This is a genomic window from Erwinia sp. HDF1-3R (assembly GCF_039621855.1).
Classification (GTDB): domain Bacteria; phylum Pseudomonadota; class Gammaproteobacteria; order Enterobacterales; family Enterobacteriaceae; genus Erwinia.
The window spans coordinates 2441380-2453282 of the sequence record NZ_CP155071.1; the positions used below are offsets into that span (position 1 = coordinate 2441380).

Here is an 11903-nt window from a genome sequence, read left to right on the forward strand (position 1 = left end):
TTAAGGGTATATTAAATGGAAAGCGAAAACACATCATGATTAAGGTCTTGATTACCACCTGAAGGTTGGGTTGTAGAGAGATGAACAAAAAGTGGGAAAATAGGTCCCCACTTTTTGCTGTCAAATTCCACAAACATTTCGTCATCAAAAAGGCATCACAGCAGCCCCAGCCATGTCTGGTTCGACTTCGTAACCTGTCTTTATGCGGGCATCGATAGCCACCTTGCGAGATTCTGGCTCCCGGGCAAAGCGACAGTACGGTTCCCAGGTGCGCATGTCCTGTACCCACTCCGGTGGTAAATTATGGATCGCTTTCTGCATCAGGCGTCGTCCGTCGCGGGGTATTGGTGCTATGATCGGCATCGCTCAGTCCGGCTGGTGGTTTGGGATATTTGGCGATTGATCAGATCGCACAATCCGGGCTGAATTTCCTTTAAGTGATCTACTATTCGGCGCAGCTATTTAGTTACACTTACGCCATCCCTTTATTTGCCCTGGAGTTATAATTCCCGGAACGGCAAATTCAACACTTTTAGAATGGATGCTGTGACTTACCTCAAGGGTTGCAGCTGTATCGACCCCCTGGTGTGGTTGCAGGTAAATAGCATATTCATATTTTCCATAAGATCCACTTTTTAGCCTTTTAATTGATGTGGAAACATATGAATATTGATCACGTGAACCAGTCATATGGTCTTCAATTGTACCTAATTTTTCTTTTTGGGGATAAAAGCCGCCTGCTGCTATTACTTCATCCAGAGAACGATTATCCTGCCGATAAACCATGATGGGTTCTTTGTTTGTAACCCATCTTTTGGCTGAAAATCTTTTATCCACATCAAACGGACCATGCATGCTCTCGGCCCATGTTCGTTTAAGATCAACAGGAGTAAAGTCAGTGTGCATTTCTATATGTGACATAGCCACCCCCCTGGAAACCCCAGTACTTTCCATCATGTTTTCTTCAGGAGTATTTATATAGTTATTTCCATTCTCTCTGCTAAAAGAAATAGAAGTTATTTTTTTACTGCCAAATCTTTTTTTACCTATGACCTCAAATTTCGATTCAGCACTCTTATCAAATTTCCCACTCAATTTAAAATAAACATCATCGTATTTTAAGTAAAGTTTCCCCTTCTCCGAATCATATAAACCCGGATGAGTTTCAGATGGCTGTAGTCCCTTTATCTTACTTGCTGGTATTCCATTTTTTTTATTCGCATTAAGCTTGTTAACCAGGCCTTCAGAAAGATGTAAGCACGACGTCCCAGGAGATCTAGCCAGTCGACAAGGTGAATAGTTTACTAATAACTTCTTTTTTTCATTGACAATAAAATATCTTTTATCAAACCGGGACACCTTGATATTTTCATTACCACCTTTGATGACACCGCTTATGCTCACATCCTTCTCATTTGATGGAATGTAACGATAGAACTTATCACCAACTTTTATCGTATGAAAGGATTCTCCAGACTGTTTACTTGTTACACTATATATACCATGCTGAACTGGACTAATTCGACTAAGAGTATTTTTGTCTATAGCCCCATTTAACTTATTTGTAATGTGATGGTCAAAGTAAACATTATCACTTAGGGATTTAATTATTCTGTTTTTATTTGTTATTTTTTGCTCCCATCTTTTAGTTTGCGGAGAGTAAGATATTCTTCGACGCTTACCATGAATATGAGTAAAATATCTACCATTTTCAGATATCAACCCCCTGGCTTCCCCTTTAATATTAACTAATATTTTATTATTTTTAAAAGATAAGCCCTCAGGCACTTTTAACTGACCTTCAATTGTTTGTCCTTTTGAATTTCTCGGGGAAAAATCTACAATACTTTTCCCCAAAGCAAGAAGTTGATCGTTTGCTTCAGATAAATCATCTACATTCAGCTTTTTATTATCTATGCCATCAGCCATCATTCTGAATAGTGCCCCACCCAATCTCTGTGTAACCACAAGCGGCATGCTACCAGGAAGTAATGCTGTAACCATCGATATTAGTTTGTCTACCACTGAGGTTATTGATTGAATATTTTTTATTTCTTTCGGGGTTGGGCATCGTTTATAATTGTTATAATAATGAATGACCTGAGCTTCCTTTGCAAGTTCACCTACCGGATTACTGAAAGTTTTACCAACCTTTCTAAATACATCAGAATAGGTTAAATGCTGTCGATCTTCAATGCAGGAAAAATCCCGTTTTTCAATTTTAACATCATCAGATACGAGAGGAGGAGTCGTTGTTTTCTTTTCAAATACGGCATATCTTGGTAATCGATTTGTATCTTTATCTCTGACAGGTAATGCATTTTCCCCAGAAAAACGTAGAGGATCATTTTGAAGTATAACCCCCCCCCTGGATGGGGTTTGCGGGATAGAATCCCTGAGAGTGCTGATTAAATTAATACCATCAGCTAACCGAACCTGGCTTAGCAGCATTAGCAGCGGGGCTGCTATACCCTGTCTCGGATTTGTAGTCTGGTGCGATACTCGGTTTGGTTCATCATTAGAATTGACGACAGTGTGAATACTACTTCCGAAGTGAATTTTTCCATCCGGGATGGCAGAGCGGTCTGGGCCTTTGCTCTGAGCCTGTGTTGTGGAATACCTCCTTAAGTTATCTTGAAGCTTATTCTGGTGAATTCCGGCTAATTTTCTGTGCTGTAACAATGATACTGGCATGATTAAGCTCTCTTACTTTTAAACATACCTTAATCGCATACCTGTGCATGTATTACTTTCAATAAACAATCATTTCGCTCATTTAGTTACTCCCTGCCGGTTTGATCCCGTTAACCTCCTGTCGATATCAATCCGGTCCGGAGGGACACCGATTTTCGCCAGGGCTTCCTGCTGGACAGTCAGGTCCTCTTACGGACACGATTAATCGAGGTCAGGATGACAACCCGAATAAAGCAACAGGCAAAAGGTGGCCTGGCAATACACTTTGCTGAACGGGCATTGCACCTTCCAGAGCAGCAATGAAATTATTGACCCTGGATGCGCGGGTTGCCGGGGTGATGGAGATATCGGCGGTTCCGACGTAGAACCGCCTAATGTGAACCGATGGCGTTTTTCACTTGTCGTTAATGTGATGCAAAATTTGCGCCGATTGCGAGTCGGAGGGATTTCGAATGCGAGCGGCTATACGCAGGGATGGCTGAAAAACCCACTGCCAGATAGCCATGCTTCGGGCTGAAAAAACGTATTAGCCTTACATTTCGCTCTTCAGCTGCTGTGTAACCTGGCCTATCGCGTCAACCACCTGGGTGGAGTTGTTTTGTATATCAATAATCACGCTCCCCGCTTCCCGCACCATCATCACGCCCTGGTCAGCGCGGATCAGGTTAGCCGAGATATTTTTCTGTGCCAGGCTGGCCAGGGACTGATTGCTTTCCACCACGCTGGCGATTTGCAGCGTGGCGCTGTTAATGTTCGCCGCCAGGCTGCGCACCTCGCTGGCAACCACGGCAAAGCTGCGACCGTGGGTTCCGGCCCGCGCAGCCTCGACGGCCGCATTCAGCGCCAGCAGGTTGGTCTGATTGGCGATGGTTCTTATCGTTTCCACAATAACCCCAATCTGCGCCGACTGGGTACTCAGGCCATTCACATCTTCGGAAACCTTCCGCAGCTCATGGGCGATTTCATTCATCTTCGTGACGCTGTTTTCAATCACGCTGACGCCCTGTCGGGTATTATCGCGCGTTTCCAGCGCCGCCTGGTAAGCATGCTCGGCGGCGTCCCGTTCCTGCTGATTTTTAATCACCTGTTCGGTGACGTCGGTGGCAAATTTAACCACCTCATACAGCCGGTTGTTTTCATCAAAAACCGGGTTGTAGGTCGCGCGCAGCCACAGAGCCTGACCTTTCTTATCCACCCGCAGGAACTGCCCGGAAATGAAGTCACCCCGTCCCAGCTTGTCCCAGAATTCCTTATATTCAGCGCTGTTATACAGCGCGGGTGAGCAGAACATACGGTGATGCCGACCGACTATCTCCGCACTCTGGTATCCCGTGGCCTTCAGAAAGTTAGTATTGGCGCGCAGCACTTCTCCCTCAGGGGTAAAAGCAATCACCGCCATCGAACGGTTGATGGCATTGGTCATTGCCCGCTGCTCCTGCGCGGCCAGAATCCGGCGGGTGACATCGGTCGCCAGCTTAACAATTTTGATGATTTGTCCACGACGATCCGCTACCGGAACATAGTGCGCCTCCAGCCAGAGCGCGGTGCCGTCTTTTGCCCGCCGCTGGAAGGTATCACTGAAGCTTTCACCACGACGAAGCCGTTGCCAGAACTGTGCATACTCCGGCGACCGAATCAACTCCGGGGGGCAGAACATTCGATGATGCTGACCGACGATCTCGGCCAGTCCGTAGCCCATTTTGGCCAGAAACAGCCCATTAGCCGAAACAATTTGCCCGTCGGGCGTGAATTCGATCGTCGCAACGGCATCGTTAAGCGCGCTCAGCGTAGCCTGAGAATGTCGACGCCCGCTGCGGACGAAGCGTGAAAAGAACCCTGGTATTAATGTCCCGCTCATGGTGTAACCTTATTAGCCATAATTATTATATTCGTCACAAAGACACTATCGGCAAAGGTCAGAAAAACTCCATAATTAAATTGCGTGAAATATAATAGCACCCTATTTATTAGCAGGGTTCAGGATCCGCCAGCCGCGCCCGGCGGCATTGTGCAATCTCATTGGGAAAGTAATCGCCTGTTTACCCTCTTATTTCCGCATTCGATTTAAGTCAAATCCCCTAAAGTGGTCAGCAACCCGGAGCGTGTCTGACTCACTGATACCGGATATCTGACTAAAAAGGTCCTTTTTGCGTGGCAAAATCATTTTTACGCAGCGGAAGTCTGGATGCGGTTCTGCCGCTCGGAGAGAACGGCCAGCCTGTTTACCTGTCAGCCCTACAGCTGCGCGAGACGCTGCGCCTGAGAAAGCAGCAGCAGATTGCAGACTGCCTGGCAGTACCCCAGCCCAATGAGGCTGGCGATCGTCTCGACTGGTACTCGCCCGTCTCCGGAAAGGTTACCTCCTGGGCGGCCGCCAGTGAATCCGCGCGCGCCCATGCACTCAATCAGCTTATTGCCTGCCAGCAGGCAGTGGACGTGATGTGTCAGCGGGCTCAGCAGTCTGACAAACCCAGCCAGAAACTGTTTGGCGCGCTGTTATCCCGGGCGATGCAGTTTCCCGATCCGAACTATGTGTATCTGGTGGGCGGTAAGCCGGTGATCACCTTCTGGGGATTCGTCAGCCCGGAGAAAAAAGCCCGTCAGGACGCGCTGGAGTGCCTGCGCGCGACGGAAGAGGAGCAGCCACCGCGAGTCTTATCAAAACTGACCGCTTCAAAACTCACTGAGGTGGCCGCGCCAGCGCCGGTACTGACGGCCAGTCACGCTACCCCGGCGGTGCTCGCTGAGCCTGAAGCGACGCAGGCAAGCCCCGCTGCCGATCTTCCTGCGGCCCCCGCGGTTTCCGTATCGCCGACCTCTCCTTTATCCGAACTAAACGCAAAGAAACCTGCGTTAAAAAACAGTCTGCTTCGCTACGGCTGGACCCTGCCCGCCGCCGCACTGCTGGTCGCGCTGGGCGTACAGCTGAAAGGCTGCGAGTCCACGACCCCACCCGCTTCTCAGGCCAGCGCCCCACGGCCTGCCGATGGGCATGACACGAAAACCACTCCGCCGGACGTCAGCCCGACCCGCGCCGCTGAGCAGTCTGCGGCTAATGAGACGACACGCCGGTCAGGCGAAACCATTGAGACGCAGCCGATCGGGAACGCGGCGGAAGCGGCGGCCAGTGCCCGACCTGAACAACCGGCCAGTGCGTCGGGGGCCGACGCAGGGAAATCCGCCCCTGTGGTATCTGCCGTTAGCGCACCGGTTAGCGGAAACTCCGCGAATCCGACCCTGCCCGTCGCGGCGGCAAATACCGTACCCGCGCCGGTTGAACAACCCGCAGTGACCAGTGAAGCGGCGGCGGCGATCCCGGTCGCAAAAGATGATTTAGTCATGCCTGCCGATGCGGTGAAGCTGGGATCGACGCGGTTTATTAACGGCGGCTGGCGGGTTATCGTCGGCGGTAAAAATCCCATTACCGGCAGGCCACCCAGCCTGCGCTACCAGATGAAAAATGGCAAAGGAACGGCGCGGATAATTCAGGGCGATGGCATCAGCTGCCGCGTGGATGTCTATGCCGGTCTGATGAAGTCAGGCAACCTGGTGATCAACAGCCGAACCAAAGCGAAATGCAGCGACGGCTCGCGCTATCAGATGCCTGAACTGGTGTGTAAGCAGGGAGCCAGTGGCCCGGCCGAATGTAGCGGCCAGTACGATACCAATACGATATTACCGATGACGATGAAGCGCGAGAGTAAATGATGATGCTGGCGACGATCGCTGATTTTAAACCGAATATGACGCTGATTCAGAACAGTGGCATTCAGTTCCTCGACTTTTCCCTGACGCCGGTGCTGGATGCTGAAATGCCGGGCAAGTTTGTGCGCCAGACGGCCAACGGCCCGCTGCTGCGTTTGAACTTTAACGCGCAGAATGGCCGATACCTGCTGCCGGTGGTAGCCGGTGGCATGCCGGAAGTGGTGAAGCCTGAGTTCAGTTTCCCCCTTGAGCAGTCTCTGTCACTGCTGGAAGGGATATGGCTGCCGCTGCCCTTTTTCCGTTTCAATCCGCCGCGCAGCTTCAGCAGCGGCCCGGATAACTGGGCGCGTATGCAGATCGTCGCGCTGGATAAGCCCGATCAGAACGGTAAAACGCACCGCGTCTGCCTGGCATTTGAAACGCGCACCTGGCCCGAAGGCGAAGATGAATCACTGGCGTTAAATGAGAGTGATGCCCAGTCCGGCGTCAGTTTTGCGCTGGCTCACCGCAGCGAAGAGCTGGGCGAATTCCTCGATCACACCTGGGTCGATGGCTGGCTGCGCGAAGTGTTCAGCCAGCAGGTGGCGAAAATCGAACAGCGCCCACAGGTGAATGTCCGCACCGCCCTGCGCGAGTTTGAGTATCAGGCGCACTACCTGAATATCCTCCATATGCTGGGTCATCAGCTGGTGCTGCCCGAACTGAAAATCAGCGCCGCCACGCTACAGGAACCGGCGATTTCGGTCGATCTGATTCTGGACGTGGGTAACTCTCACACCTGTGGGATTATGGTGGAAGATCACCCTGACGATCCTCAGGGACTGAAGCATACCTACGAACTGCATCTTCGCTGCCTCAGCGCCCCGCATCAGGTCTATAACGAACTGTTCGAGAGTCGCGTGGAGTTCGCTCAGGCCAGCTTTGGCAAACAAAATTTTTCGGTGGAGAGCGGGCGCGATGACGCCTTTATCTGGCCGTCGATCACCCGTGTCGGGCGCGAAGCCAGCCATCTGGCGCTTCAGCGGCTGGGGACTGAGGGCGCTACCGGCATCTCCAGCCCACGTCGTTATCTGTGGGACGAAGAGATCTACACGCCGGGCTGGCGCTTTAGCCGTACGCCGGGCAGCGCGGCCCAGGAGCCACCGGCCACCGCCATCCCGCTGACCAGTCTGGTCAATGACGAGGGCCAGCCGCTCTATAACCAGCCGCTGGAAGATCGTCTGCCGGTCTTCTCACCACAGTACAGCCGCAGTTCGGTAATGAGCTTTATGCTCTCTGAGCTGCTGGCTCAGGCGCTGATGCAAATGAACAGCCCGGCACAGCGGCAGAAGATGCTGCACAGCAGTGCCCCACGCCAGCTGCGCAATATTATACTCACCCTGCCCTCCGCGATGCCGAAGCCCGAGCGTGAAATTTTCCGCCGCCGCATGCACGAAGCCATTGCGCTGGTGTGGAAATCCCTGGGCTGGCACCCGGCTGACGATGATTTCAGCAGCGCCGCCGATAAGGCGAAAAGCAAGGTGCCGGTGCCGGAGGTGCAGATGGAGTGGGATGAAGCCACCTGCGGGCAGATGGTCTATCTGTATAATGAAACTCAGGTGAATTTTGGCGGGCGCGCCGAGGCTTTCTTCATCAGCATGGCACGCCCTGACCGCGCGCGGGCAGCCGACGAAGCCCCAGGTAAAACGCTGCGTATCGCCTCTATTGATATCGGCGGCGGTACCACCGATCTGGCGATCACCCAGTACCGTCTGGATGATGGCGTGGGTAATAACGTAAAAATTATGCCGCGCCTGCTGTTCCGTGAGGGCTTTAAGCTGGCCGGGGACGATATCCTGCTGGACGTGATTCAGCTGTATGTGCTGCCGGCGCTGCAAACCGCGTTTAAACAGGCGGGCATGGCTAATCCGGAGGGCGTAATGACCCGTCTGTTTGGTCATGAAGGTCGTCTGGACGGTCAGTCAACGCTTCGCCAGCAGGCCACCCTGCAAATCTTTATGCCGGCGGGCCAGGCGATTCTGGAAGCCTATGAGCGCTTCGACCCGCTGGAGCTTAACGCAGAGGTTGATGCGCGCATTGGCGAGCTGCTGGCCCAGCCGCCGACGGCGAAACTGCTGGACTATATCAATCGCGAGATCCAGCGTGAGCTGCCGGGCGAAGCGGAGGAATTTGATATCCTGCGGGTGCCGCTGGTAGTGAAACTCAGCGCGCTGCATGCGGAATTTCTCTCCCAGGGGATGAATATCACCCACAGCCTGCGCTCGATGTCCGAAGTGGTGGCGGTCTATGACTGTGACGTGCTGCTATTAACCGGCCGCCCATCGCGCTTCCCTGGGGTACAGGCACTGTTTCGCCATCTCCAGCCGCTGCCGGTCAGCCGCATTCTCTCACTGGACGGTTATCACACCAACGACTGGTACCCCTTTAATAAACAGGGGCGGATAGAGAATCCAAAATCAACCGCGGCGGTTGGCGCGATGCTCTGCCTGCTGTCGCTGGATCTGCGCCTGGCTAACTTCTGGTTCAAAGCCGGTGATTTTCAGCCTTACTCTACCATCCGCTATCTGGGCATGCTGGACGGCAGCGGCGCACTGAGCAGCGACAACGTCTGGTACGCCGATATTGACCTGGACGATGAAGCCTTTACCCTCGATCCCCGTCAGCGCTTCCAGGTGCGCGGCACCCTGACGCTGGGCTTCCGCCAGCTGGATAATGACCGCTGGCCTGCGTCGCCGCTCTATTCCCTGACCATCGCCGATCCGCTGCTGGCGCGCAGCGTGGCCGGTGATAAAGTATTGAAAATCAGGCTGGCAGCAATAAAGGGGCCGGATAACGCCGCCCCTGAACGATTTGAAATCGCTGAAGCCACGCTGGATGACGGTACGCTGGTGCCGCCCGAACATCTGCGGCTGAAGTTAAATACCCTGGCAAACAGCGGTACGGGCCTGACCCATTACTGGATTGACAGCGGGAGCGTATACAAGAAATGAAACCGTTAACGCCTAAACAGCTGGCGGCGCAGTTTGGAAAAAAACTGGATGCCATTACCCATGGAATTGACCTTTCAACTGAGTGGCTGACGCGCGCGCGCGAAACGTCTCCGCGTCTGGATATGGAGGCTGACCGGCTAAATGTCAGCCTGCGACGTCAGCATAACCGGGCCTCCGCCCTTGCCGCAGCGGCTGAGAAAGAGTGTGCGATAGGTTTTTTTGGCCTGTCACAGGCAGGCAAGTCCTGGCTGATTAACGCCCTGGCGGCCAGCGAAAAAGGTCGGCTGGAAATTGCCTTAGGGGCCGCCACGCTTGACGAAACGCTTCTCAATCCTCAGCAGCAGACCGGTACGCTGGTGACCCGCTATACCGGGCAGCAGGTGGAGGTGGATAACGGCTGGCCGGTGAAGCTGGCGTTACTCAACGAGGAGGCGCTGGTTAGCATTCTGGCCGATGCCTGGTCCCGGCGCGCAGGTGAGCAGCCGATCCGCATGGATGAAGCACAGATCGGTGAACGTCTGCAAACGCTGTCGATGTCACGACAGCCCGCAGAGACTGACGGCATGAGCCGCAATGATGTTGTTGCCCTGTGGGATCGGCTGTCGGCCAACCCGCTCTGCGTCAATAAGGCGCTGGAAACGCATTTCTGGCCGCTGGCGATTGATCTGGCTCCGATGCTGAGCGTCGACGATCGTGCGCGTCTTTTTTCGCTGCTGTGGGGCGAAGACAGCGAGCTGACCGCCCTTTACCGTCAGCTGGCGCATGTGCTGCATCACCTCTCCTGCGCGCCGGATGTCCTGGCGCCGCTCGCCGTGCTGGACGATCCTTCGGTCACTCTTCTTAACGGTCAAGGGCTGCGCTACTTTAATACCGCCAGCGATCCGGTGATTCAGGTCGTACCGCAGAAAAAGGGTCGCGCGCTGAAGCCGGTCAACGTGGCGCTGTCAGAGCTGACCCTGCTGGGGCGTGAGGTGCGCCTGCCGTTCTACAGCGCACCGCGTGAAACGCTTTTCGAGCAGGTGGATCTGCTGGATTACCCCGGATTCGAAGAGCCAGCTGTTCTGCCAGACGACCGGCACCATGAGCTGGCGCTGCGCTTCCTGACCGCCAAGCGCCCTTACCTGCTGACCCGTGCCGCTGAGCACCAGGATATCTGCCTGCTGATGGTTTGCAGCGCGGTCGGGCAGCGCGCGGATACGCCCAGGGTGGGCCGCATACTGGATAACTGGGTTAAGCAGACTCAGGGAGAAAATGCCCAGGCGCGCAGCGGGCGGAAACCTGGACTGATCTGGGCGCTAACGCCCTTCGATCAGCGTATTACCCACGGTCAGAACTATGACGCCGCCGTCCAGCGTTATGTCGGCAACCCCGGCGATGCCTGGGGGGCGATGCTGGCAATGGATGAGAAAGGCATTGGGCGTATGGCAGGCTGGCTGGTGACCGAAGTCCGCCGCGACAGCAAGCTGGCACGACTACAGGCGCAGCGCGAGGAAGTTCGCCGTGAGCTGACTGACAATCTGCTCGGCCGCTGGTTCCAGGCTTCTGATAAAGAGGAGCCGGAAGCGCGTCTGCGCGTGGCGGAAACGCTGCTTAAGGCATTGCAGTCGCGCACTGGCGTACATGGCGAACTGCTGGAGCGTCTGCTGCCCGACCGCGAAACGCTGCGCCACCTTTTCCTGCAGCAGCGTCCGGCCCGTCGCGCGCAGTCCGAAGCGCTTATCCCCAGCGCTGACGATCCCTTTGGCATTGGCATGAGCATCGACCTGCTCAGCGATGATCCTCTGCCCGGCCTGCTTAACCCCGCAGACGTGCCGCCCGCTGAGGAGCCGGAAACGGAGTTTGCCCGCCGGGTTTACCTCCACTGGATCAATCTGCTCCGCCAGCTACCCGACAGCAGCCAGTTGCTGGCGCTGCTGGGGGTCAGTAAATCCACGCTGGAAATGCTGACCGGCGAGCTGATCACCGCCAGTATCAGGCTCGATATTGAAGCCTCGCTGGCTACCCAGCTCACCGATCAGGACGCATCAGGCACGCCAGCCGAGATGATAGCCGATCGTCAGGTATCCCGTGCGCTGAGCGTGCTGGGTGATTTTGTTGCCTGGCTGGGCTTTCAGCACGTCGCTGAAGCAGATCGTCCGGCGAGCCGGATCAATCGCGGGCAGAAAATTTTCGCCAGGCCGGAAACCCAGACCGCCAGCCTTGGCCCCGGCCAGCGTCTGACCCGACTGGCGCTCAAGCCCAATAATCACGCGGCCTACTATATCTATGACTGGCTGGTTGGGCTGAATGAAACCATTATGCAAAATGCTGGCTGGTCTGCCGCGCGCGAAATAAGCAGCGCGCACCGTGACGAGCTGGCGGCTATTTTGCAAAAGATAGGGGGTTAAGGGTATCCGATAGCTTTCGATGGATAAGCTGCTAAGGGTATCTGATAGCTCTCGATGGATAAGCTGCTAAGGGTATCTGATAGCTCTCGATGGATAAGCTGCTAAGGGTATCTATTGTCTCTGCAAT

At 54.2% G+C, this 11903-nt stretch carries 5 protein-coding genes and 1 pseudogene; 3 read left to right on the forward strand and 3 right to left on the reverse strand.

Going from position 1 to position 11903, the window contains the following annotated elements:
- Nucleotides 1-462: 462 nt before the first annotated feature.
- The 3 genes and pseudogenes from AAGR22_RS11155 to AAGR22_RS11165 form a co-directional block, all read right to left on the reverse strand.
- Complete coding sequence (locus AAGR22_RS11155; protein ID WP_345827517.1) at nt 463-2694, reverse strand: hypothetical protein; 2232 nt, start codon at nt 2692-2694, stop codon at nt 463-465.
- Between the two features lie 93 nt (nt 2695-2787).
- Nucleotides 2788-2877, reverse strand: a pseudogene (locus AAGR22_RS11160) (recombinase family protein); the annotation flags it as partial.
- Between the two features lie 349 nt (nt 2878-3226).
- Nucleotides 3227-4552 (reverse strand): PAS domain-containing methyl-accepting chemotaxis protein, encoded by a 1326-nt coding sequence (locus AAGR22_RS11165; RefSeq protein WP_345827519.1) that lies wholly within the window; start codon nt 4550-4552, stop codon nt 3227-3229.
- A gap of 293 nt (nt 4553-4845) precedes the next feature.
- Between AAGR22_RS11165 and AAGR22_RS11170 the strand changes: the two genes are divergently transcribed.
- Genes AAGR22_RS11170 through AAGR22_RS11180 form a run of 3 tightly spaced genes read left to right on the forward strand, consistent with a single transcriptional unit; the run spans nt 4846 to nt 11776 of the window.
- Nucleotides 4846-6402 carry an SrfA family protein gene (locus AAGR22_RS11170; protein ID WP_345827521.1) on the forward strand — a complete coding sequence of 519 codons (1557 nt, stop codon included), beginning with the start codon at nt 4846-4848 and terminating at the stop codon, nt 6400-6402.
- A 2-nt stretch (nt 6403-6404) separates the two neighbouring features.
- Nucleotides 6405-9389: a virulence factor SrfB gene (locus AAGR22_RS11175; RefSeq protein WP_345831586.1), complete on the forward strand. Its 2985-nt coding sequence runs from the start codon at nt 6405-6407 to the stop codon at nt 9387-9389.
- A complete protein-coding gene (locus AAGR22_RS11180; RefSeq protein ID WP_345827523.1) occupies nt 9386-11776 on the forward strand; it encodes a virulence factor SrfC family protein in 2391 nt (796 codons plus the stop codon). The genes AAGR22_RS11175 and AAGR22_RS11180 overlap by 4 nt, the downstream gene beginning before the upstream one ends.
- Nucleotides 11777-11903 lie beyond the last annotated feature (127 nt).

Excerpts from the sequence above, each read along its gene's own strand:
- AAGR22_RS11180 (WP_345827523.1), top strand. The coding sequence starts at position 9,386 with ATGAAACCGTTAACGCCTAAACAGCTGGCGGCGCAGTTTGGAAAAAAA.
- AAGR22_RS11155 (WP_345827517.1), bottom strand. The coding sequence starts at position 2,694 with ATGCCAGTATCATTGTTACAGCACAGAAAATTAGCCGGAATTCACCAG.
- AAGR22_RS11165 (WP_345827519.1), bottom strand. The coding sequence starts at position 4,552 with ATGAGCGGGACATTAATACCAGGGTTCTTTTCACGCTTCGTCCGCAGC.
- AAGR22_RS11175 (WP_345831586.1), top strand. The coding sequence starts at position 6,405 with ATGCTGGCGACGATCGCTGATTTTAAACCGAATATGACGCTGATTCAG.